This is a genomic window from Pseudoalteromonas sp. SG45-1 (assembly GCF_014164135.1).
In the GTDB taxonomy this organism is placed as follows: Bacteria; Pseudomonadota; Gammaproteobacteria; order Enterobacterales; family Alteromonadaceae; genus Pseudoalteromonas; species Pseudoalteromonas distincta.
The window spans coordinates 42,743-65,764 of record NZ_JACJEP010000006.1; the positions used below are offsets into that span (position 1 = coordinate 42,743).

The 23,022-nt window shown below is 38.6% G+C and carries 19 protein-coding genes and 1 tRNA gene; 11 read left to right on the top strand and 9 right to left on the bottom strand.

What is annotated here, in order from left to right; translation table 11 throughout:
• The 3 genes from hflC to H5117_RS07415 all read left to right on the top strand — a co-directional run bounded on the left by hflC (position 1) and on the right by H5117_RS07415 (position 3,157).
• A complete protein-coding gene (gene hflC, locus H5117_RS07405) occupies positions 1–879 on the top strand; it encodes a protease modulator HflC (protein WP_002957880.1) in 879 nt (292 codons plus the stop codon).
• Positions 880–1,093: 214 nt separating this feature from the next.
• Entirely contained in the window at positions 1,094–2,407 is a 1,314-nt protein-coding gene (locus H5117_RS07410) for an adenylosuccinate synthase (RefSeq protein WP_024597266.1), read from the top strand.
• 111 nt (positions 2,408–2,518) lie between these two features.
• Complete coding sequence (locus H5117_RS07415) at positions 2,519–3,157, top strand: tetratricopeptide repeat protein (protein ID WP_039489024.1); 639 nt, start codon at positions 2,519–2,521, stop codon at positions 3,155–3,157.
• Positions 3,158–3,226: 69 nt separating this feature from the next.
• On the opposite strand, the gene H5117_RS07420 is transcribed toward H5117_RS07415, so the two are convergent.
• A complete protein-coding gene (locus H5117_RS07420; RefSeq protein WP_182712016.1) occupies positions 3,227–5,074 on the bottom strand; it encodes a sodium:proton antiporter in 1,848 nt (615 codons plus the stop codon).
• 869 nt (positions 5,075–5,943) lie between these two features.
• Here H5117_RS07420 and proB point away from each other — a divergent pair.
• Together proB and H5117_RS07430 are read left to right on the top strand one after the other, a co-directional pair.
• Positions 5,944–7,050 carry a glutamate 5-kinase gene (gene proB / locus H5117_RS07425; protein ID WP_002957876.1) on the top strand — a complete coding sequence of 369 codons (1,107 nt, stop codon included), beginning with the start codon at positions 5,944–5,946 and terminating at the stop codon, positions 7,048–7,050.
• Positions 7,047–8,294: a glutamate-5-semialdehyde dehydrogenase gene (locus tag H5117_RS07430; RefSeq protein WP_182736925.1), complete on the top strand. Its 1,248-nt coding sequence runs from the start codon at positions 7,047–7,049 to the stop codon at positions 8,292–8,294. Before proB ends, H5117_RS07430 begins: the two co-directional genes overlap by 4 nt.
• Positions 8,295–8,366: 72 nt before the next feature.
• Here the strand turns inward: H5117_RS07430 and H5117_RS07435 are convergent, their stop codons facing one another.
• The 4 genes from H5117_RS07435 to H5117_RS07450 all read right to left on the bottom strand — a co-directional run bounded on the left by H5117_RS07435 (position 8,367) and on the right by H5117_RS07450 (position 15,369).
• Entirely contained in the window at positions 8,367–10,574 is a 2,208-nt protein-coding gene (locus H5117_RS07435; protein WP_182736927.1) for an EAL domain-containing protein, read from the bottom strand.
• Positions 10,575–10,633: 59 nt separating this feature from the next.
• Positions 10,634–13,852: a hybrid sensor histidine kinase/response regulator gene (locus tag H5117_RS07440; protein WP_182736929.1), complete on the bottom strand. Its 3,219-nt coding sequence runs from the start codon at positions 13,850–13,852 to the stop codon at positions 10,634–10,636.
• On the bottom strand, positions 13,852–15,114 hold the full coding sequence (locus H5117_RS07445) for a PotD/PotF family extracellular solute-binding protein (protein ID WP_182695517.1): 1,263 nt from the start codon (positions 15,112–15,114) through the stop codon (positions 13,852–13,854). Before H5117_RS07445 ends, H5117_RS07440 begins: the two co-directional genes overlap by 1 nt.
• A 179-nt stretch (positions 15,115–15,293) precedes the next feature.
• Positions 15,294–15,369: transfer RNA gene (locus H5117_RS07450), tRNA-Ala, on the bottom strand.
• A 166-nt stretch (positions 15,370–15,535) separates the two neighbouring features.
• Between H5117_RS07450 and H5117_RS07455 the strand changes: the two genes are divergently transcribed.
• Both H5117_RS07455 and H5117_RS07460 read left to right on the top strand, forming a co-directional pair.
• On the top strand, positions 15,536–15,931 hold the full coding sequence (locus tag H5117_RS07455; protein ID WP_182694033.1) for a hypothetical protein: 396 nt from the start codon (positions 15,536–15,538) through the stop codon (positions 15,929–15,931).
• A 1-nt stretch (position 15,932) separates the two neighbouring features.
• On the top strand, positions 15,933–16,433 hold the full coding sequence (locus H5117_RS07460; RefSeq protein WP_154903604.1) for a prolyl-tRNA synthetase associated domain-containing protein: 501 nt from the start codon (positions 15,933–15,935) through the stop codon (positions 16,431–16,433).
• Here the strand turns inward: H5117_RS07460 and H5117_RS07465 are convergent.
• Positions 16,400–17,548: an MFS transporter gene (locus H5117_RS07465; RefSeq protein WP_182736931.1), complete on the bottom strand. Its 1,149-nt coding sequence runs from the start codon at positions 17,546–17,548 to the stop codon at positions 16,400–16,402. The genes H5117_RS07460 and H5117_RS07465 overlap by 34 nt on opposite strands.
• 198 nt (positions 17,549–17,746) lie before the next feature.
• Here H5117_RS07465 and H5117_RS07470 point away from each other — a divergent pair, with 198 nt between their 5' ends.
• From H5117_RS07470 to H5117_RS07485, 4 genes are all read left to right on the top strand, one after another.
• Complete coding sequence (locus H5117_RS07470; RefSeq protein ID WP_002957867.1) at positions 17,747–18,286, top strand: DUF2058 domain-containing protein; 540 nt, start codon at positions 17,747–17,749, stop codon at positions 18,284–18,286.
• A 182-nt stretch (positions 18,287–18,468) separates the two neighbouring features.
• Positions 18,469–18,792: a c-type cytochrome gene (locus H5117_RS07475; RefSeq protein ID WP_002957866.1), complete on the top strand. Its 324-nt coding sequence runs from the start codon at positions 18,469–18,471 to the stop codon at positions 18,790–18,792.
• A gap of 165 nt (positions 18,793–18,957) precedes the next feature.
• Entirely contained in the window at positions 18,958–19,725 is a 768-nt protein-coding gene (locus H5117_RS07480) for a class II aldolase/adducin family protein (protein WP_182736933.1), read from the top strand.
• A 26-nt stretch (positions 19,726–19,751) separates the two neighbouring features.
• A complete protein-coding gene (locus H5117_RS07485; RefSeq protein WP_007375956.1) occupies positions 19,752–20,927 on the top strand; it encodes a mandelate racemase/muconate lactonizing enzyme family protein in 1,176 nt (391 codons plus the stop codon).
• Between the two features lie 101 nt (positions 20,928–21,028).
• On the opposite strand, the gene H5117_RS07490 is transcribed toward H5117_RS07485, so the two are convergent.
• The 3 genes from H5117_RS07490 to H5117_RS07500 are packed head-to-tail and all read right to left on the bottom strand — an operon-like array spanning position 21,029 to position 23,014.
• Positions 21,029–21,400 carry a hypothetical protein gene (locus H5117_RS07490; protein WP_182736935.1) on the bottom strand — a complete coding sequence of 124 codons (372 nt, stop codon included), beginning with the start codon at positions 21,398–21,400 and terminating at the stop codon, positions 21,029–21,031.
• Between the two features lie 49 nt (positions 21,401–21,449).
• Positions 21,450–22,289 (bottom strand): amidohydrolase, encoded by an 840-nt coding sequence (locus H5117_RS07495; RefSeq protein WP_182736937.1) that lies wholly within the window; start codon positions 22,287–22,289, stop codon positions 21,450–21,452.
• The gene (locus H5117_RS07500) at positions 22,286–23,014 is read right to left on the bottom strand and encodes an SDR family NAD(P)-dependent oxidoreductase (protein WP_182736939.1); all 729 of its coding nucleotides are present in this window, start codon (positions 23,012–23,014) and stop codon (positions 22,286–22,288) included. Before H5117_RS07500 ends, H5117_RS07495 begins: the two co-directional genes overlap by 4 nt.
• Between the last annotated feature and the right edge of the window lie 8 nt (positions 23,015–23,022).

The following is a 23,022-nucleotide window of genomic DNA, read 5'->3' on the forward strand; positions in this document are numbered from 1 at the left end:
ATGAAAAACTTTAGTTTAGTAATACTATTAGCTGCCATTGTTATGTCTTTCTCATCGGTATTTGTTGTACCTGAAGGGCAAAAAGCAATTGTAATGTTATTCAGTAAAGTACAAAAAGATAGCGACGACAAAGCGATTGTATATGGCCCAGGCCTACAATTTAAAGTACCATTTTTTAGCCAAGTACGTCGTATTGATGCACGTATTCAAACGCTAGATGGTGCGCCAGATCGCTTTGTTACTAGCGAGAAAAAAGACTTAATTGTTGATTCGTTTGTAAAATGGCGAGTTAATGACTTTAGTGCTTTTTACTTACGTGCTCGTGGCGATAAGCAATATGCTGAAACGCTACTTAAGCAAAAAGTAAACAATGGTCTTCGTACAAACTTTGGTACACGTACAATTCGCGAAATTGTATCAGGTGAGCGTAGCGAGTTGATGGAAGAAGCGTTAGTACAAGCTTCTGAAAGTGCACGTGAGCTAGGTATTGAAGTACTAGACGTACGTGTTAAGCAAATTAACCTACCACAAGAAGTGAGTAGCTCTATTTACCAACGTATGCGCGCTGAGCGTACTGCGGTTGCAAAAGAGCACCGTTCTGAAGGTCAGGAAAAAGCAGAGACTATTCGTGCGGGAGTTGACCGTCGAGTAACTGTAATGCTTGCTGATGCTGAGCGTAATGCACGTTCTGTACGTGGTCAAGGCGATGCTGATGCTGCAGGCATTTATGCTAATGCGTATAACAAAGACCCTGAGTTCTTTAGTTTTGTACGTTCACTTGAAGCTTACAAAAAGACTTTTAAAGATAAGCAAGATGTTATGGTGCTTTCACCAGATAGCGACTTCTTCCAATATATGAAAGGCGCTAAAGCTCAATAGACTTTACGTTAATTATTTAAAAGTTAAAAAGCCTCGCATTTGCGGGGCTTTTTGTTAAATACAAACTAGTGCGTTAAATCACTGTTATTTATGTGGTTATTGGTCAATATTTGGATATAACAATTGCCCGCAGAAAAAATAAGCTGAACAGGGGTGATCTTTACTTTAGTTTTCTGGTAAAATCTCGTCCTAATTTTCTCTAAGTGAATTTACGATGGGTAAAAACGTTGTTGTATTAGGCACCCAATGGGGTGACGAAGGAAAGGGTAAGGTAGTTGATCTCCTTACAGACAAAGCATCTTTAGTAGTTCGTTATCAAGGTGGCCACAATGCGGGTCATACTTTAGTTATCGAAGGTGAAAAGACGGTTCTACACCTTATTCCATCGGGTGTATTACGTGACAATGTTAAATGTGTGATTGGTAATGGTGTAGTTTTATCACCAGAAGCGCTAATGAGAGAAATTGGCATGCTTGAAGAGCGCGGCGTACCAGTACGCGAGCGTCTTTTAATAAGTGAAGCATGTCCGCTAATCTTGCCTTTCCATGTTGCATTAGATGTAGCCCGCGAAACAGCTCGTGGCGATAAGCCTATTGGTACAACTGGCCGTGGAATCGGTCCTGCGTACGAAGATAAAGTAGCACGTCGTGGTTTACGCGTAGGCGATTTATTTAATCCTGAAGTATTTGCAGCTAAATTAAAAGAAGTGCTTGAGTACCACAACTTCACTTTAGTTAACTACTACAAAGTAGATGCTGTAGATTTCCAAAAAACGTTTGATGATGCAATGGCTGTTGCTGATATCTTAAAAGCAATGGTTGTAGATGTAACTGAGCTTTTAGATCAAACGCGTTTAGCAGGCGAAAACATTTTATTTGAAGGTGCACAAGGTACGTTACTTGATATAGATCACGGTACTTACCCTTATGTAACATCTTCAAACACTACCGCTGGTGGCGTTGCGACTGGTGCAGGTTTTGGTCCATTAAACCTTGATTACGTTTTAGGTATTATTAAAGCGTACACTACACGTGTTGGTTCAGGTCCTTTCCCTACAGAGCTTTACGACGGTCTTGATAAACAAGATCCAGTTGGTAAGCACCTAGGTGATAAAGGCCATGAGTTTGGCGCTACAACAGGTCGACTTCGTCGTACTGGTTGGTTAGATGCAGTGGCTATGCGCCGTGCAGTTCAAATCAACAGTATTTCAGGTTTTTGTTTAACTAAGCTTGATGTTTTAGATGGCTTAGAAACACTTAAAATCTGTACTGGTTACAAGCTTGAAGATGGCACAGTTACTAACGTAACACCATTAGCGGCTGAAGGTTACGATAAAGTAACACCAGTATACGAAGAAATGCCAGGTTGGTCAGAAAACACTGTTGGTGTAACTAGTCTTGACGGTTTACCAAAAGCTGCGATTGACTACATCAAACGTATTGAAGAAATTACGGGTGTCCCAATTGATATTATTTCTACAGGTCCTGACCGTGTAGAAACTATGGTGCTTCGCAATCCGTTTGCGTAATTACCATTAGATTAAAAAAAGCTGCTTCGTGCAGCTTTTTTTGTGTCTAAAATTCACCTTGGAACGATCTTTGTATATTATTTAATAAGTTTATTTATATAAGTGGTGAACATGCGTTTATTTAATCGTAATTGCGTACTAAGGCTTTCGTTAATACCGCTGTCTTTATTTATAGCAACCAACAGCTTAGCTACAGAAAGCCCTGCTGCTGTGCCGCTATATACAGAATCAGAGCTAATTGCGTTAATAAATAAAAATACGCATTTAGCGCGCGTAAAGGCAGATGATTGCCAGTTGGTGCAAGATATAGAAGCACGAGCCAATAAAATGGCATTGCCGTCTTATCAATTTTTATACGGCGATATGCTGGCTTATAACGTGTGCGTTGATCGCAATGTAGAGTTAGGTGTGTATTACATGCGAAAAGCAGCTGAGCAAGGCTTAGCGGCAGCGCTAGAGCAATTGGGACGATACTACGACACTGGTCGCTTAGTTCAGCAAGATAAAGCAATGGCAATTACCTATTTGCGTGAAGCCTCGTCGCAAGGCAATTTAAAAGCACAACTACGTTTAGTTAAATTATTTAATGATGGTTATGGCAGCCCGCGTGATTTTGAAGATGCCTATCGTTGGCTATTTAATTCTATGGTGGCAGATAAAGCGACTCATAGAAAAATTGAGCGAGCGCTGACTAAGTTAGCGCAAAAAATGCCAGATAGTGTGGTTGCTCGAGCTCGCCTTCCTATTTAATGGCTGTTAAAAACAAAACCCTAACTTTTTAAGTTAGGGTTTTTTAGTTTTTACAGACTGTAAAAGTATTTAACTGTCTTCTTTAGTCTTTGTTTGCGGGTCTTTTAAAACTGACATTTTAGGCGGCTGTAAAGCAACAACGCGTTCGCCTTCTTGCGGCGGTTTTTCCATGTTGATTGTAAACGGTCTTAGCTTAATTGGTGTATCGTCATCACTGTCTTTATCACCTTTGAGAATAAATAAAGGGATAGCCTCAGGGTTCATTTCTAAGTATTGTTCCCAGCTAAACTCATCCGAGATACGTGTTGAACTAACCTTACCGCCTTTAGCTATAATACTGCTTAAACGTGCATACGAGCCTTCGTCTCCAAACAGTATTTGTCTAGATAAAAACGTTGCGCTGTCTTTATTTGCTTTTGCATGCGACGTTGATGAGCGTAGCGAAAATACATTTTTCTCATTAAGTAAATGCGAAAAGTATTGAACACCTAACGCATTATGATGACGATTTGGCGATAATGCTAATACACTACGAATCGTTGTTAGAGGTAAGTAGCGTTCAGCATGCTCTGATTGCGGGTTACCATAATAACAAGCTAAACCATCCATACGTGCCATTCTGCAGTTTTCCCATGCAGGATCTGACAGGTGAACCGGAATGTTTTGCTCTTGTAAGCCTCGGCCGATTGCACGCGATACATGGTTTGCACCAATAATTAATATTGTATTTGGCGATGGCTGGCGTACACCTAATAGCTTGGCGACAGGAATGGCGGTTAAGCTCTGTAGTACAACGGTAATTATAATTACTGTAAATATAAGAGGTACCATTTTTTCAGCATCCGCAACACCAGACTCCATCATGCTAAGCGCAAATACTGACCCAACGGCTGCGGCGACTATACCGCGTGGAGCTATCCAGGCAAGTACCAAACGAGACTTCATTGGTAAGTCAGTACCAAAGGTCGAAATAGCAATACACAGTGGCCGAGCAACAAAAAGCACGATAGCTAAAAATATAAATACATCGCTGTCGAGCATCATTAAATCAGAGAGCTGTAAGCGTGCTGCAAGTAAAATAAACAGCGTTGATATTAATATCATCGACAAGTCTTCTTTGAACTCAAGTACAGAATCTATTTCTAAATCGTCTTGGTTAGCAAGCCAAATACCAAATACAGTCACTGCTAATAGGCCTGATTCATGGCTTAAATAGTTTGATACAGAAAAACTAATGAGTACTAATGCCAATATACCAAACTTATGTAATTCAAATGGTAGCCACTCGCGGCGCATTAATAGTGTTGTTAACCAACCAGCAGCAACACCAATACTTAATCCAACACCTAGGGTTTTAACTAAAGCAATAATAGTGTGGCTAAATACTTCGCCTTGGCCTACCAGCATTACGGCTTCAAATACTAATACAGCGAATAATGCGCCGATCGGGTCTATTACAATACCTTCCCATCGAAGTATGCGGTCAATGTCTTGTGTTGGGCGCATTGAGTTTAATAGCGGTGCTATAACAGTAGGGCCTGTTACAACTAGCACTGCACCTAATACCGCAGCTACACGCCAATTAAGTTCAAGCAACCAATAGGCGCTGAGGCTAATAATAATACAGGTAGTAAGCATGCCGATGGAGCAAAGGTTTCTTACAACTTTTCCGATTCCTTTTAGCTCTCTGAAATGCAGAGTTAAGGATCCTTCAAATAAAATGATGGCAACACTTAGTGATACAACTGGAAACAGTAAATCACCTAACAATGCATCAGGGTCTAAAACACCACTAAATGGCCCAAGTAAAAGACCAGTAAGCAATAAGAAAAGAATAGCGGGCACTCTAAAAGCCCACGCGACCCATTGGGCAAGCACAGAGCAAAGTGCGATACCGGCTATGTAAATTGCTGACATAGATTAAGAATTCCTTATTTATGACGGTTTGTTTAGAAAGTATAACTTTTGTTAATTATTAATACAGGGGTATACACGGGAAATTCAAATATTACTAATCAATTTTAGCTGCTTATAGAAGATTAGTAGGCTTAAATTATTTTGCGCGTGTTAAGCCGCCTTATTTTAGGCTGTATTAATTGTTTAATTGGTTGAATTTTAATAACAATCTAACACCACAAACGAGGAGGAATTAGCTTCGCTCGAATTTTAACCTTGATTTTTAAGGGGTATTTAGTGTAATATGCTTCGTGTTCTAATGATTAGTTATCTAATGAAGTTTATTGGAAGTAAAAGTGGTTTGTTAATCTTAACGTCATTTTTAACCTTTATAATCATGCATTAGTGGTGTTACTAGTATTCGAACACTATATAATTTCATTTGCCGAACTCTTGGTATGGTTTTGCTAAACAAGTTTATTTAATTATTTAAGTAAATAAAGGTTTGAGTTGAACTATTACTTTCAATGTTTAACCCCCATCGTGGCGGTTAAATCTCGGTCCTTTGGTCTTCACCCTATCTGTTGGTGTATCAGACTTTAGAGGCTCTATGTATGTTGTTAATAAAAAAGCCACACACAGCTTTTTACAGCGATGCATAAACAACACTTTTAAATTTTTTGATTAGTGCTGCTCGATATTATTGGGTTGTTGCTACTTTATACTTAACCTTAAATCTAAGCTTATTGTTTTAGATATGGTTTTCGCGTGTGTGTAAAAAAGTGTTGCCTAAATGAAAGACAAATTCGAAGCTATGTTTTAAACCTAGCTACTTAGTTTTAGCTCGTCTAATTAAGGTGAGCGCAGATAAAATGGAAAGTTGAGCATTTATGCAAAAGTTAAATTGGCGACGTATCGTACTTAAAGTAGGTAGTGCATTAATTGCACCAGATCAAGATGGCTGCCGTTCGCGTTACATATTAACCATCGCACAGTTCATTGTTCGTTGTCGTGCCCGTGGAATCGAGGTGATTTTAGTATCATCGGGTTCTGTAGCTGCTGGCGCGCATTTATTCCCATCAGACAAACCACGCTCTGTGGTAATGAAAAAAGCAATGGCGGCAGCAGGTCAAACAGAAATGATTGCCATGTGGGACCGCTTTTTTGACTTTCCATCTGCGCAGCTATTATTAACGCATGGCGATTTACGTGACCGCGAGCGTTACCAGAGCATCCGTGAAACCGTGTTCACTTTACTTGAACATGGTGTACTTCCTATCATTAATGAAAACGATGCAGTAACCACCGACGATTTACGAGTAGGGGACAACGATAACTTATCAGCAATGGTCGCAGCAGCTGCCGATGCCGATGCTTTATTAATATTCTCAGACGTTGATGGGCTATATGATAAAAACCCTAACTTACATGATGATGCGGTGTTACTGCCTGAAATAAAATCAATTGATGAATCTATTTATGCTATGGCAGGATGTGCTACAAGTGCGGTAGGTACTGGTGGTATGAAAACTAAAATAGAAGCGGCAGAAAAAGCAACGTCACATGGTATAGCGACTTATATTATAAATGGCTTTAAAGAAGAAACATTTACAAAACTGCTAGCTGGAGAAAACCCAGGTAGTGTATTTTTACCGTACGAAAAACCGATGCAGGACTCTATTCATTGGATGACACATACAGCAAATGAGCAAGGTGAAGTTGTTGTTGATGGATCATTTGATGAATCTCTTGAAGGTGAAAGTGGATGTATTCGTGGTGACGAAATCATGGAAGTTCACGGTGAATTTGCCGTGGGTGATACCATTTTAGTACGTAGTGAAGACGGTACGCGTTTAGCTAAAGCGACCGCAAATTATAGTAGCTGTTTGTTAAACTTTATTGCAGACAACGAACAGAGTGAATTCAGCGAAAAAATGCAGGATTCAATTGGACCAGTTATATCTGAAAAACATATCGCATTATTGGAGAAGTCATGAGTTTAATTACGGACATTTCACGTCAGGCAGCTAAAGCTGCACATACACTTGCTTTACTCGATACCGAGACTAAAAACAAAGTACTAGTTGAAATGGCAGCGGCACTAAGAGAGCAAAAAGCATTTATAATAAAAGAAAATGAAAGTGATTTAAGCGCAGCACGCGACAATAACTTAGCTGCCTCAATGATCGACCGCTTAACGTTAAACGATGAGCGTATTGAATCAATGGCACAAGGCATTGAAGTAATCGTAAGCCTTGATGATCCTGTTGGTCAGCTGCGTGATATTACTGAGCGCCCAAATGGTATTAAAATTCGCAAAATGCGCGTACCTCTTGGCGTTGTATGTATGATTTACGAAGCACGCCCGAATGTGACAGCAGACGCTGGTGCATTATGTTTTAAATCAGGTAATGGCGTAATTTTACGTGGCGGCAAAGAAGCACTTAGAAGTTCACAAGCTATCGCAAGTGTAATGCACAGCGTACTTGAGAAGCACAACTTACCGGTATCACTTATTTCAGTGATTCCAGATCCAGACCGTGCGCTGTTAATGGAACTGATGCAGCAACGCGAAAGCATTGATTTAATCATTCCACGCGGCGGCGAGGGTTTAATTAACTTTGTTACTGAAAACAGTACGATCCCAGTAATTCAGCATTACAAAGGCGTTTGTCATCTATATGTAGATAAAGATGCCGACCTAGAAATTGCGCTTAACTTACTGCTTAACGGTAAAACGCAGCGTACCGGTGTTTGTAATGCACTAGAAGGTTTAGTTGTGCATCAAGATGTGGCAGATGAGTTTTTAAATTTGTGTGCAGTTGTATTACGCCAAGAAGGTGTAAAAATAAATGCTGACAGCTTTGCAGCTAAATACTTTGATAACGCAACAGTCCTAGCCGATAACGAATTTGGTGAAGAATATCTAGACCTAGAAATCGCTATTCGCGTTGTTCCAAACTTTACGGCAGCGGTTGAACACATTGCACAGTTTGGATCAAACCATACAGAAGTAATTTGTACTAAAAATGAAGCTGCTGCAGAGTTATTCCAACGTAGTGTTGATGCTTCTGTAGTAATGGTTAACGCATCGTCTCGTTTTTCTGATGGCTCACAATTGGGCCTAGGTGCAGAGATTGGAATAGCTACTTCCAAGCTACATGCATACGGTCCTATGGGCCTCGAGTCACTAACGACAGAAAAGTATTTAGTTAATGGAGTTGGCCAAGTTCGCGAGTAACCGCAAAAATTAAGTCCATAAAAAGCCGAGCATATTTATGCTCGGCTTTTTAGTTTATAAATCACGCTACAGTTACTTTAACTTTTTTAACCAATCACTTGCAGGTTCTGGTCTATGCAAATAATAGCCTTGCAGAATAACCTCAGGATACTCCTGTAGTAAATCAAAGTGGGACTGGTTCTCTACGCCTTCAGCAACTATCTCGAGTTCAAATAAACGACCTAAGCTTACAATCATATCAATAATTAGTTTATCGTTGTTATCGGTAGGAGCCTCTAAAACAAAAGAACGATCAATTTTAAGTTCTTGTATTGGTAATTGTTTTAGGTAGGTTAAGCTCGAATATCCAGTACCAAAGTCATCAATTGATACTCTAATACCTAGCTTCTTGAGAAAGTGAACAGCTTCAATAGCCGCTTCCATATGATTAAGTAACGTACCTTCAATTATCTCAATAGTGAGTTGTTGAGGATTAATGTTATGTTGCTTTATCTGTTGGCTAATAAAGTTTAAAAAACGCGCTTCATGAAAGTGCCTGCCACTTATATTAATTGATAAGTTTAACTCAGGGTGGGTTTTACCAAGTTGCGTTAGTATTTCAAGTGCATTTGAAGTTACCCAGCAATCTAAATCATAAATTATGTCTGACTCTTCGGCTATAGATATAAACTCACCAGGGCTAATAAAGCCTTTTTGAGGGTGCTCCCATCTTAATAAAACCTCAGCGCCCTTAAGAGTTTGGTTTCGATCAAATTGGGATTGTAAATATAGCGATAGCTCATTATTTAAAATAGCTTTACGTAAATCTTGTTCTATTTCAAAACGGCGTTTTGCTTGCTCGCCAAATGAAGTATCAAAAAAGGTAACTCTATTGCCGCCTTTCTCTTTTGCCTTGTAGCAGGCCGCTTCACAGTTACGAATAGTCTCAATAGCACTTTCCCATTGATCTTCTCGTGGAAAAATATAGGTGCCAATACTTACTGTTAAGCTAACGTCTTGTTCAGCAACGACAAATGGATGGTTTACACTTGCAAGTAGCTCTTGGGCTTTATTTTCAGCCATAGCTTGAGCTCTAGCTCTGCCCACACCTTTTTCAACTGTACACAGTACTGCAAATTCATCACTACCTAAGCGAGCAATAACATCTTTTTTACTCACGTGAGTATGGATTCGTTTAGTTAATACTTTAAGGATACTGTCGCCAGCGAGTAATCCTAATCCATCATTGATTGAGTGGAAGCTGTCTATGTCAATAATATAGATATAGGCATAACTATTTTCGGTACTGCAAACCTGAAGTTGTTGCTCTAACTGCTTTAAAAACCCATTTCGGTTGGGTAAACCTGTAAGTTCATCATGCCATGTAAGGTAATGAATTCTTTCTTGGGTTACTTTAACGCTCGAAATATCACTGAATACACCAATATAGTGAACGTTAGTATCTTGATCGCCTTTAACCAAACTGAGAGTTAGTAGCTCTGGATAAAGTTCGCCATTTTTTCGTCTGGTTACAAGTTCTCCACTCCAATAGCCTGCTTGATTCGCATGCTCCCATACTTGGTCAAAGCTAATGCTAGGATGGTTATTTTGTTTAATATCGTGCAACTGCATTTGTAGTGAGTCTGATTCACAGTAACCGGTTATACGGCAAAATGAAGGGTTTACGGCTATAATTTTGCCATTACTATCGGCAATAACAACACCATCAGCGGTTCCCGTTAGGGCTTGGTAAAATAACTTTTGTTTTGATGAAAGCTCTTTTAGCTCTTCTTCACGTTGGCTAAGCTCTTTCGCAAGAGACTCTATTTCGAGTAGCTTGTCGTGCAGGTCAAAGTTTTTTTCTATTAACCTGTCTAGCATGCCTTGCGCTGTAATGTGTGTACGAATACGCGCTCTAACGAGCGCTAGCTTGTAAGGTTTGTGTATGTAGTCAATTGCGCCCATCGCGAAGCCTTTTTCTTCAGACTCTTCCTCGGTAAGCGCTGTTACAAATATGACAGGGATCCCTTTGGTATTTTGTTTCGCTTTGAGTATATTACATACTTCGTAGCCGTCCATGCCTGGCATCATTATGTCTAATAAAATCAAGTCAGGCCGAGTTGACTCAATAAAGATCAAAGCCTGCTCACCACTAGTAGAAATACGTACATCGTAGTCAGTTAAAAGTCCTTCTACTAATACGTGTAAATTACTAGGTTCGTCATCAACAATAAGAATTAAAGGTTTATGCTTTTGTTCTGTGGTTAATCCATTACTGTTTGCGAGGTAATTTGAATGCACTATCTGTCCTTCTCTGCGTTCTTTACAATATTAAATCTAGTTCAGGTTAGTGGTTATGCCTAATTTTTATTATCGTTTCTATACATATCAATAAGCTCAATTACTAACGCGTAGTTAAAATGATCAATTGCTTCTTTGAGCTTAAATAGGGAGTGGCCTCTCTCATATTGATTCATTTCTAGCTGTCTAACCAAACTGCTAGGTACGGGGCGAGCCGTTAATGCTAATGAGTATATATTATCAATAACCGAGTCTTCGTTTTCTAGTTGATGTTGCTGTATATGTTCTTTTTTAAAGCTGTCAGCTATCAAAAATTGTTTTACAGCAAAAAGTGTAAGTGTTAATTGTTCATTAAAATGAGATAAGTTAATACTTTTCTTATCTATTAAGCTTTTCTCAACACTTTGCGCGCTGTGTTGCAGTAGCTCAAAGCCTAATGTGCCGGCCAGTCCTTTGAGTGTATGTACTAGTCGAATTAAGCTTTCTAACTCTCTATTTTTGATTAATATATCAGCTTTAGTCGAAAAGTCATTGTAATCGTTGACAAACTGAGTAAATAATTTAGTTAACAATTTGTCATTGTTTTCTAGGTTTTCTTTTGCTAATGGCAGGTTTATAGTGCTCAGAGGTTCACTACTTTGCAGATGCTTTTCTATACTTTTGTAAAGTGCATCAAAAATAATCGGTTTTACTAAAAAGTCATCCATACCGGCTCTAAATGCTGCTTTTTTATCATTAGGGTCTGCGGCTGCCGTAATAGCAATTATAGGAGTTTTGTAGCCTCGCTCTCTTAATATGCTTGTTGCTTCTAGTCCGTCCATAACTGGCATTTGAACATCCATAAAAATAATATCGATGTCATTTGTCTCTATTTTATCTAATGCATCATGTCCATTATCAGCAATGATCACGGTCATATCTAATCTGGCTAAAAGAGCGGAAGCTATTTCTTGATTAATTTTATTGTCGTCAACAACTAATGCATTAAAACCCGAGAATTTAGGGTGAGGCTTTAATTGCTTTTCTTTAAAATTATTTGGTGCGAGTGCTCTTAAAATTTCTACTTCACTATTTTTATTACCAATAATTATAATGTTTATATTTTCATTTTTTGCAATTGGTTCTGGAGACTCTTCATCGGTAATTAATAAAATAAGTGTCAATTTTTCATTAACGTTTTTATTTTGAGCGTACAGTTGTTGTAAAATAAAGTTATCGTTGAGCTCTTTTTTTTCTATCGACATTATTACAATACTAAATGGGCTACTAGGCTGAGACATTTTTGCAATGGCTCTTAATGGTTCTTTTGTTGTTTCTGTCGTTATGTCTATACCACTTAGTAAGTCCATTAATTTTTTAATTTGCTCATTATCAGGGCTAATTAATAAGGCGTGTTTTTTAAGCTTTTGTTGCTCAGATAAAGTAAAGGGTAGAGTAAAGAAAAACTCGCTACCTTGATTAATCGTGCTCCTTACTTGTATATCTCCGCCCAGCAATTTAGTTAATTGTTTGCTTATAGTGAGTCCTAAACCGGACCCACCATACTTTCTTGTTGTGCTTGAATCACCTTGCGAGAAAGACTGGAATATAATTTTTGATTGCTCTTCAGTCATCCCAATACCCGTGTCTTTTATACTAAAGCGAAGGTTTATTGTTTTTTCGTGTTGAGATGTCGCTTCTATAATTAATGATATTTCACCATGCTCAGTAAACTTAATTGCGTTACCTACACAGTTATTTATTATTTGGCTTAAGTGCATTGGGTCGCCAATAAGTTCAAGCCCTGCATCAACGTGTAAAGTAAAGTTTAATAACAAACCTTTTTGCTTGGCATTTGTTGAGAATAAATTTTGAACGTTAGAAACTATAGTATGTAAGGTAAAAGGGATTTGCTCTAACTGAACTTTTTCCGATTCTAGCTTAGAAAAATCCAGAATATTGTTTAAAATCTGCAATAAATTTTGAGCACTTGAAAAAGCTTTATCTGCGTAGTGTTTTTGCCTTGAGGGAAGCTCGCTGCTTTGTAAAAGTTGCAACATACCTAATATGCCATTCATTGGGGTGCGAAGTTCATGACTCATATTGGCTACAAAATCTATTTTTGTTTTATTGGCTTTATCGGTTTGCTCCATGGCACTCGTCAGGTCGGCATTCATTGCTTCCATTTGGGAATTTAATACGCGGGTTTCATTGAGTAGCTCTTTGGTTTGCTTATTTTTTAAATATAAAGCGTTAGCTGCTTTTATTACCGATGCTATTTCAGTTTGATTTTGGCTGTTATTTGAAATAGTTACTGGCTTTTCGCTATTCATATCTTTAAGTAATAAAGTGAGCTGAGTAATTGGTTTTATAACCGATCTAAAAATAAAATAGCTTAAAAATAAAATGATTAACATAATTAAAACGGCAAATATATTTGCCTGTTCTGTATTTTTTGTTAAGTGGCTACTTAGTAGCTCTTCTGTTTTGATTAGTTTATTTTTTTCTATGTTTTTAATTTCATTAGTTAAATACAGCAATTCGTTTTCTATGCCTGTAAGCACTACATTTACAGAAAAAGTGTAGCTACGGGTGAGTAATACAAGTTGGTTATAAGCTTGTTTTAAGCTTGTTGTTTTATTGGAGAGGGATTCATTTATTACAGAGGTGCTCGTTAGTTTTTTATGTAAGTGATTTAAGTTTTGTTTTACATTTTGTGCTTCATCAAAATTAGGTTTATAGAGGTAGCTTATAATTGCATGTTTTAAATTACTTATTGTGAGTAAAACATCGTTAAAAATAACTTTATTATCATTGTTTGAAGACCCTTCTAAATCACTAATTGTTACTTGTAAGTCATCAATAGGTTGTTTGAACTGAGTAATGTAAAGGTGTTCGCGTTTTTGTCTGTTTACGACAACTTGGCCAAATGTATCTTGGTAATTACTTAAATACTCGCCAAGGCGTATTAGTGAGTTTTGATACTCAGGGGTCTGGTTTTGAGTGTTTGTTTTTAGCTGCTCGAGATTTAGATTTGCCTTATTTAAGTAAAAATTAAATTTGGTAATCGTATTTTCATTTGCATTGTCAATAAATGAAACTGCATGCCCTTGCAGGGAAATAATATCGTTTTCTAAGTTAGTTACAGCTTCACTTTGAATAAGCGCGTTATGTTGCGATTTTTGCAAGTTAAGTAAAGACGTTTGCGAATAGTTAAACAAATAGCTCTGTAAAAGAAGTAATCCAATCAGCGAACACAGAGCTAATATTATTTTTGATTTAATTGAGTTTATTATCATTATCGGCTAATCAACTCATACCATTTTTGCAGGCTGTAGTCATAGGTTGGCATAACTGTATTCCACACTGCTACATTACTAAAGCGTTTATGGTAACTACCGCCATTACGTTGCCCACCTGCTTTTACTGCTACGTCGCCATTGGTATTTAATAAATCTATGTTTGTTGCTTTTCCACCGTACCAGTAATCCCATTCAGACTGAGATAGGAGTAGTTTAGAGCGCTGCGGGTTACTAATGTAATAACCTTGGCGAGCAATAAATGCACCAGGCCAGCCTGAAAGCCACCAATTCATATAATCGTAAGCTGCATCTTTTGCGCTACTTTGTATTTGTGACGATAAACACATAACACCATGCCAGCCTCGGTAGCCTTCTTTTGGCGCGGCAAATCGTACATTAATATTTTGGCTGTTTAATGCAGAAACTGCAGGCGAAAACATGCTTTCTATATGGGCTCGTTTACTTTTCATAAATTCAATCGACTCAGGAACCGAGTTCCAATAGCCACTAAAGTGACCTTGGCGTTTAAAGTCGAGTAATATACTAAACAATCTATCAAGTTCTGGGCGGGTCATTGCACCTATATTGTTAAATTTTATAAGCCCTTTACTTTGTGCTGCTAGGGCTAGGTCAAATAATCCAATGGTAGGCGCATTTACAATAGCTACTTTACCTCTGTTCTCGTCATCAAGCAGCCAACTCCAGCTTTCTGTTTCGTATGCTATACCGGGCTTAATAAAGTCGGTGTTGTAACCAAAAGAGTCAACATTATGCACATAAGGTAAAAAGCTAAGATGATCGCTTTCTTGTGCGCTTAATGTGCCATCGGGTTGAACATTTAATAATTTATAGGGGGAATCACCTGCACCAATACTTGCAGTTTCGGTTAGTTTTCCCGTTTTAGTAAGTGGATTTATCTCGTTAAAGTAGGTGAGTCGTTTTTTTTCTATTGGCTGAATGGAACCTGCATCCCAAAGCACATTAATGCTGTCTGACCATTGTTCGTATAAATCAAAGGAGCTAGGGTCCATTGATGCCTTTTGCAAAACAGCAGCGCTGCCTGCGGGAGTAAATTCTATATTAATACCCAAGTCACTCATCGCTTGCTTGCGGATAGCCTCTTGGAGTGTTACATGCGTACCAAGCACTCTTAATGTGACTTTTTTTCGGGCAAAAACATAAGGCGCATGTGTTATTGCACCAGCTGTTAAACCTATTGCAGCTAGCTTTTTTAGCGTTGAACGCTTAGGGTTGTCCATGTTAAGCCTAAAGTACTAATGTGTGACATTATGTATAGCTAAGAACTTGTAAAGACACAAGTTGAATGGATAAATTTAAAATTATATAGAATGAAAAATTAGAATATTAGGGTGTCAAAAAATAATAAAAACAGTGGAAAAATAGAAGAGTAGAACGAATTTGAAAAGGAGTAGGAAAGTGGTGGAGCTAAGCAGGATCGAACTGCTGACCTCCTGCGTGCAAGGCAGGCGCTCTCCCAGCTGAGCTATAGCCCCACATTCCTAAGTTACATATAATGTAACTGCTTGACTGCTGAGTTCCAAGCGGGACGAACTTTAAGTTTTTTTATAAATTTGGTCAAGTATTTTTTCGTAAATTTTCACTGTTTACGTCAATTTTTGTTAGACTCGGCTTAATTCAAAACTAAAACGATAAAAAACAATGAAAAAATGTGTTCTAGCGCTTATGGTTTTACTCGCTGGCTGTGCCTCAAATGATGAGCCGCCTTTTGAAATAAATAATAAACAGTTTCACGAAAAGCAAGATGATCAAGGCAATAAGCTTTTTGCTTATGTTGTTTCGGTAAAAGCTAAGCATCGTGAAAACTTTAACCTTGACCGTGGTTCTAATAAGAGACCAAGTCGTGGTGAGGTTAAGCAGTATATAGAGAAAGAGCATTTTGAAGAGTCGAGCATTCTGAAGTTACAGCTAGAAGACCAAGCAGTTGAATTATTAAATCAGGAGCTAAAAGATCGTAAGTATTGCGACAACAAGCATGAAGTTAATGATGTTTTATGGCGAGATTTGAGTGTACAACTAAGAGGGCGTTGTTTGTAATATGTTGGCTGATAAAACTAAGTTAGCAGAGCTTTTGGCGCACCTAGATATTAACTATGATGTAATAGAGCATCCGCCGCTACATACTAGCTTAGCGGCAGATGAGTTTATGATTGAGCGCCCAGGTACTCGTCTTAAAAACCTATTTTTACGCGATAACGAAGGCAAGCGACACTTTTTAGTTATTACAGCGCACAATAAGCAGCTCGACTTAAAGGCACTATCAAAGCAACAAGGGCTTTCACGCTTAGGGTTCGCATCGAGTGAGCGGCTAGCTAAATATTTAAAAGTGGCTCCTGGGTGTGTATCTATGTTGGCTCTTTTAAATGATAAGCAAAACGAAGTGAGCTTATGGGTTGACCAAGATATTTGGCACGGTGATTTGTTTCATTGTCATCCGTTTGAAAACACCCAAACATGGTTGCTTAGTAAAGCTGATTTAGAAACATTTTTTAATTACACAAAGCATCAACCGCGCGTTGTATTTTTACCCTCAAAATAAGCCCACATAATTAACGATAAACCACATAAGCAAACCGCAAGCAGCGTAAGCATAAACGCTGTTTGCCCATGATGTTGGTATACCACACCGGGTAATAACGACCCCAATGCGCCACCACTGTAATAAAACGATACATATCCGCCATTGGTTACACTTGGTGGGGCTTTACTTATTTTATTAACGAGCGGTGCGGCAGTTGAATGAATCACAAACATAGCACCACAAAACAAAGTAAATGCGATTAAAAATAAGCTAAGCTGATGGCTCATTAATAAAATAATACTCACACTATAAAAACTAAATACCGCAGTTAATAAGTGCCAAGGCGAAGGGACTTTTTTAAGTAACCAAGGTGCAGCAATAGAGGCGAGGGCACCAATTAAATAACCACTGTAAACTAAACCTATGTCACGAGTATTGGTAATTAAAAACGTGTTTTGTAATATAAACGGTAAGTAATTAAGCAGTGCAGCGAAACAAAAAAACATACAAAAAACGGCGCCGTAAACTTTAAGTACAGCGCCTTCTTTAAGTTGTTTAATGTAATCGAGTGGGGAGAGCTGCGACTGTTTAGCTGGGTTTGTAAAGCGGGAATGCTTAACTGTCAAAGCTAAGCAAAGAAGCATAAAAGCAATTACGTAATAAAAGCTCTGCCAATTCCATAAGTCGCTAAACAAAGCGGCAAGCACACGTCCAAAGTAACCACCAACTATACTGCTACCAATATATAGGGTCATATTTTTTTGAAGTGTATCAGCGCTATAACTCATGCCTATATAGCTAGTCATTGCTGTTAAAGCTGCGGGGAGCGTTAAACCCTGTAAAAATCTGACTAATAATAAAAGCTCAAAGCTAGGTACATAAACAAAAAGTAAGCAGCTAAGGCCTAAAAGCACCATTGCAATACGTAATATAAGTAGTGGATTTATTTTTGCTAAAAATAAACCATAAACGAGCGGGGCAATGGCTAAGGGCAGCATAGTTGCAGTCATTAAGCTGCCAGCTACCGCAGGTGCTACATTAAATTCGCTCGCAAAAACGCTAAGTAGGGGTTGCGGTGCATAAAGCACAAAAAATATAAATACCGAGCAAACGAGTAGATGAGGTAAACGCATTATATGGCTTGTGCATTTGCTGATTGGTTGCGTGGTATTGTATTAAAAATTGCTTTTAATTCATAATTAAAACCATAGTCATTGCGCTATATCATGGTTTGTTTTAACTAGTTTGCTAGATTAATGTCGATAGCGCTGTTATTTGAACTCGTTGGTGATTAAAATAGCGATAATATTAGTTTTTAGTGGAACAAAGTCATGGGTTCATTACAAGACCAATTGCTTCAAGCAGGATTAACAACATCGCATAATGCTAAAGTTGCTAAATCAGAAAAGCGTAAGCAACAAAAAAAGCAAAAGAAAGGGGCTACTAGCAACCCAAGTGATCTGCAAAAGCATATTCAACAAACCAAGCTAGAGCAGCAAAAAAAAGCTGAAGAGCTTAACCAAACACGCCAAGTGAGCTTAAAGCAGCGCGAACAAGAAGCGCGTGTTAAACAAATTTTAGAACACCACAACCAAGATGCTATTCGTGGTGAGCGCACATTTAATTTTACTTATCAAAACAAAGTAAAAAATATCGACGTGAACGAGAAAACGCAAAAAGCGTTATCGGGCGGTCGTTTAGCTATTTGTGTACTAGAAGGGCAATTTTACGTATTAGACGACGAACCAGCACGCAAAGTGGCTGAAGTTGACGAAAAGTATATTGTTTTTCATGTAGAGCCAGAAAACAAACCAAAAGATGAAGATGACCCGTACGCAGACTTTGAAGTACCAGATGATATAGTGTGGTAATAGTTATTAAGGGTAAGCTCATTTTTATTTGCTAAAGTATATAAAAGTGAGATAGAAACGAGTTAGCGGTTTTTGGTTAAGTTGATCGTCTAGCGTCGTTTCGTACGTATGCTTTTTATTTGATTGTTTACTACAATCAATAGAACAGTTTTTCTAACCGTCAAAAAAGAAGAGTAAATACAATGAGCAAGATGAAAACACTACTATTAGGCGCGGGTATTACTTTAGCCGCAAGCTTCTCGTTTAATGCAGCAGCTGCCGATGGCGCTGCACTTTATACCGCTAAGAATTGTCAAACTTGTCATGGCGCTGAAGGTAAAGCACCAATTATGGGTATGTACCCTAAACTAAACGGTCAAAACAAAGACTACTTAGTAGCGCAAATGAAAGATATTAAGTCAGGTGCACGTAATAACGGTATGACCATGGCAATGAAAGCAATGGTTGCAACGGTAACTGATGAAGAGTTTGAAGCAATTGCAGATTACCTAGCTAACGTAAAATAATTTACGCAGTTATACCATTTTAATGCAATTGGTATTTTAGTTTTATAAACAGCCACACAATAGTGTGGCTGTTTTGTTTGGTGTTTGCTATAAAATAGAGACTGCTTTAGACTTCTAAACATCTGTTCGTACAGGTTAATAATGTACGTTTTTATAAGGCTCATTATGTTTGATTTACCCCAACTCGATTTAAAAAATAAAGTATCAGCACAAGAGTGGCAACTTCGTGTTGATTTAGCCGCGTGTTATAGACTGGTAGAGCACTTTCGTTGGGGGGATTTAATCTATACGCATTTATCAGCACGTATGCCTGGCACCGACCACTACTTAGTGAATGCGTTTGGTTTAACCTTTGATGAAGTAACAGCCTCTAATTTAGTAAAGGTCGACTTAGACGGCAACATTATTGACGATACGCCATTTAGTATTAATCCAGCTGGTTTTACTATTCACAGTGCGATTCACGAGGTACGCGAAGACGCTCATTGTGTTATTCACCTTCATACCAAAGAAACAATCGCAGTCGCTACACAAAAAAATGGTTTATTACCGCTTAGCCAATATTCAATGTTTTCACTGCCATCGCTTTCTTATCATGGCTACGAAGGGCTTGCAGTAAACGACGACGAGCGAAAAGTGCTGCAAGATGATTTGGGCAGCACTAACCATATGTTATTGGTAAATCACGGTGGCTTAACAGTAGGCCCAACGGTAGGCGATGCGTTTATGCGCTTTTATGATTTACAGCGAGCGTGTGAAATTCAACTAGCGCTACAATCAAGCTCGCAAGAGGTGATTGAAGTACCGCAACCTATAATCGACAATATTTATAATCAAGCAAACGTAGTACACAGTGGCAGCACTGGCGGGCAACTTGCGTGGCCTGCGATGTTACGTAAAGCGTATCGACTTGACCCTAGTTTTGCAAAATAACCCATAGCGGTTAATAAGGAATTTTAATGAAAGTAAATCGCGTTGAAGTATTTGATATTCACTGTCCTGATAGACCTTCTTGGACACCTGTGTTTGTACGTATTCATACTGACGAAGGTATTAGTGGTGTTGGCGAAGCGGGCCTTGCATACGATTTAGGTCACAGTGCTGCAGCGGCTATGATTAAAGAAATGGCCGACGCCTTTTTAATCGGCCACGACCCATTTCAAACAGAAAAACTATGGTCACGTATGTTACGTGAAAGCTTTTGGGGTTTAGGCGGCGGACCTGTTGTATATGCTGCAATGAGCGCAATTGATACCGCACTTTGGGATATAAAAGGTAAAGCGCTTGGTTTACCTGTATACCAGTTATTAGGCGGTAAAGTTAACGACAAACTACGCACTTACGCATCGCAATTACAGTTTGACTGGGATAGCGAATTTAAAGCGCTAGTACAACCGCAAGAATATGCAGAAGCGGCTTTAAAGGCGATGGCCGAAGGTTACGATGCAGTAAAAGTAGATCCAATTCAGTACGATAAAGACGGTAACACTTATTACGACCGTACAAAAATAATCTCACGCACTGAAATGAAGCTATACCGTGCACGTATGCAAGCTATTCGCGAAGCAGTAGGCGACGAAGTGGATATTATTTTTGAATGCCACAGTTTACCAGGTGTTACAACAGCTATTCAGCTAGGTGAAATTGCAGAAGAATTTGACTGTATGTACTTTGAAGAGCCAGTTAACTACCTAAACCACTCATTACATGCAAAAGTAGCAGATAAAGTTAATGTGCCAATTGCTGGTGGTGAACGTTTGTATAATCGCTGGGGTGTGCGCCCGTATTTAGAAGATCAAAGTATTGATGTTCTGCAACCTGATATTGGTTTATGTGGTGGCTTTACCGAAACTAAAAAAGTATGTGATTACGCAGATATCTTTGATGTGCGTATTCAGGCTCACGTATGTGGCGGGCCTGTTGCAACAGCAGCATCACTGCACTTAGAAACGGCTATCCCTAACTTTTTGATTCATGAGCACCACACTTATGCGATTAAAAAGTGGAACCGCGAGTTATGTTTACAAGACCCACAACCTAAAAATGGTTTCTTTGAAGTGTCAGAAGAGCCAGGGTTGGGTATTGAATTAAATGATGAGATTGTTATGCGTTCTCAACGCGTAGAAATAAAATAATAGCCTTTTAACCTAACTTTAGGTCATGCATTAAAAAGCAAAAGCCGGTAAGTGATTAGTCACTTACCGGCTTTTGCTTATTTAGGGGGAAGTAAAGCATGTTATAACTCGTTAATTTTACATTCTACGTCTTTAAGCTCAATAGTGGCTTTACTATCAAGGTGGCGTATATAGCATTGCTTGCCTTTAATCATCAATTCAAACTGATCGGGTGTATTGCGACTTTGCGTGTCGATAATATTATTACCATCCACATTGCTAAGGGTTACTGTGCTGCTGGTAGTAAATACATTATCAGCTAATTGAGTTTCTTGTATATGTACAAGTGTTTTAATTGCTTTGCTAACGGCTGTTTTATTTGGCTTTGCCAGTAGAGCATGTTGCAGCTTAGGTGTCGGATCTGGATTTTGAGATATGCAGCCATTGAGAAAAAACGCAGAAAATACAACGATTAGTAAAAAGTACATTTTCATAAATTGGCCGTATTATTATAAAAAGAGAGTTTAATATAACTAGTTTTACTTAAACTTGATAGTAGTGCTTAGCGTTTGCATAGCTAAGGTTATGCCATGTCTTATCGTTTGAGCATAACGCCTTATGGGAGTGCCATAGGGTGTTGTAGCTTGTATTTATTTGGCACACAGGAAAGTTGCTTGCAAACATAATACGCTGCTGGCCAAAGTGATTAAAAAGAATATTAAAACACGCTGCTTGTTGCTCACTGGTGAGCCTAAGTAATTCAAAACCAGAGAATTTAATTGCTATGTTGTCGTGCTGAGCAAGTAACTCAGCACCTTGTTGCCAGTCATTTAAATTACTTGGCAGTCCTGCATGATTAATTATAATTTGAAGCTGCGGTAGCTGCTTAGCGTAGTAAGCTATTTGTTTGGTTATTTCGCTATTTTCAATATCAAATTGAGCTTCAAAATGCAGTTTATTTGTAGCCAATAAATTAAGGTTATTAATACAATGAGGGCTTTTTAGTCTCACTGCATCATCTTCTTCGGTTATATCTCTTATACCACAAAGGCTTGAATGAGCCAGTGCATTCAGCGCGTGATTAAATTGCTCTGCGGGCGCATCAATTTGGTTGTAACTAATAGCCTTAAATGAAAGGTTTTTTAAATGCGAGCTTAGCCAGTTTAACTCGTTTATAGGTGATTGATTATCAAACCCAGCCTCAATGTGCACAATACCCGCAAGTTCAAAATCAGTACTTTTAACAAGTTGCTCTGCACTTATTGGTTGTTTAATTTTTTCTAGGTTAGGCCATGCTGGTAGGTTTTCGCCTTGTAGCCAAGTATATTGCCCCTCGGCAAGATTAAAAAAATGCACATGAGGGTCAATAATTTGCATGCTCATTGGGCTGTATAGCCGCCATCAATACTTTGTAAGCTACCAGTAATAAAGCTGGCATCTTCGCTTGCTAAAAAGCTCACAAGAGCAGCAACTTCGTCGGCTTGACCTAATCGGTTAAGCGGTTGCAGACTTGCTTCCTCGGCAACTATTTCAGCTTTGTTTGTGCCACTTTTTGCGCAGTACGCATCTATCGCGTTATGAAATAGCGGGGTTTCTATTGTGCCAGGGCATACCGCATTTACTCTAATATTAAAGCTCGCGTAATCAAGCGCCGTTGTTTTGGCCATTGAGGCAAGGGCATGTTTTGTTAGGTTATACGCAAAAGAGTTTTGCTTACCTATAATTGCTTGATCGGATGCGACTAATATAATAGCGCCGCTATTTTGCGCTTTCATGCTTGGCAATACGCTTTGTACTGCGGCATACGCGCCTTTAACATTAAGCGCAAAAAGTGCATCGAGAGTTTGCTCATCGGTGCTTTCTATATTTGCGCTTAAGTGTTTTCCAGCATTAGAAACAAGTACATCAATGCGTTTGCTTTGTTCACAGATAGCGTTGATACAGCTTTGTACCGCCGATACATCACTTACATCACACTGATGAAATATACCAGTTTCGCTTGGCTCTATATCAAGGTTATGTACTTTATAGCCATTACTTAGCAAACGCTTTACAACGGCTAGACCAATTCCTTTTGTACCACCTGTAACTACTGCAACTTTAGACATACTTACTT

Excerpts from the sequence above, each read along its gene's own strand:
- H5117_RS07460 (WP_154903604.1), top strand. The coding sequence starts at position 15,933 with ATGTTGGCTGATAAAACTAAGTTAGCAGAGCTTTTGGCGCACCTAGAT.
- H5117_RS07455 (WP_182694033.1), top strand. The coding sequence starts at position 15,536 with ATGAAAAAATGTGTTCTAGCGCTTATGGTTTTACTCGCTGGCTGTGCC.
- H5117_RS07465 (WP_182736931.1), bottom strand. The coding sequence starts at position 17,548 with ATGCGTTTACCTCATCTACTCGTTTGCTCGGTATTTATATTTTTTGTG.
- H5117_RS07475 (WP_002957866.1), top strand. The coding sequence starts at position 18,469 with ATGAGCAAGATGAAAACACTACTATTAGGCGCGGGTATTACTTTAGCC.
- H5117_RS07485 (WP_007375956.1), top strand. The coding sequence starts at position 19,752 with ATGAAAGTAAATCGCGTTGAAGTATTTGATATTCACTGTCCTGATAGA.
- H5117_RS07445 (WP_182695517.1), bottom strand. The coding sequence starts at position 15,114 with ATGGACAACCCTAAGCGTTCAACGCTAAAAAAGCTAGCTGCAATAGGT.
- hflC (WP_002957880.1), top strand. The coding sequence starts at position 1 with ATGAAAAACTTTAGTTTAGTAATACTATTAGCTGCCATTGTTATGTCT.
- H5117_RS07410 (WP_024597266.1), top strand. The coding sequence starts at position 1,094 with ATGGGTAAAAACGTTGTTGTATTAGGCACCCAATGGGGTGACGAAGGA.
- H5117_RS07440 (WP_182736929.1), bottom strand. The coding sequence starts at position 13,852 with ATGATAATAAACTCAATTAAATCAAAAATAATATTAGCTCTGTGTTCG.
- H5117_RS07490 (WP_182736935.1), bottom strand. The coding sequence starts at position 21,400 with ATGAAAATGTACTTTTTACTAATCGTTGTATTTTCTGCGTTTTTTCTC.
- H5117_RS07500 (WP_182736939.1), bottom strand. The coding sequence starts at position 23,014 with ATGTCTAAAGTTGCAGTAGTTACAGGTGGTACAAAAGGAATTGGTCTA.
- H5117_RS07480 (WP_182736933.1), top strand. The coding sequence starts at position 18,958 with ATGTTTGATTTACCCCAACTCGATTTAAAAAATAAAGTATCAGCACAA.
- H5117_RS07470 (WP_002957867.1), top strand. The coding sequence starts at position 17,747 with ATGGGTTCATTACAAGACCAATTGCTTCAAGCAGGATTAACAACATCG.
- proB (WP_002957876.1), top strand. The coding sequence starts at position 5,944 with ATGCAAAAGTTAAATTGGCGACGTATCGTACTTAAAGTAGGTAGTGCA.
- H5117_RS07415 (WP_039489024.1), top strand. The coding sequence starts at position 2,519 with ATGCGTTTATTTAATCGTAATTGCGTACTAAGGCTTTCGTTAATACCG.
- H5117_RS07420 (WP_182712016.1), bottom strand. The coding sequence starts at position 5,074 with ATGTCAGCAATTTACATAGCCGGTATCGCACTTTGCTCTGTGCTTGCC.
- H5117_RS07495 (WP_182736937.1), bottom strand. The coding sequence starts at position 22,289 with ATGAGCATGCAAATTATTGACCCTCATGTGCATTTTTTTAATCTTGCC.
- H5117_RS07430 (WP_182736925.1), top strand. The coding sequence starts at position 7,047 with ATGAGTTTAATTACGGACATTTCACGTCAGGCAGCTAAAGCTGCACAT.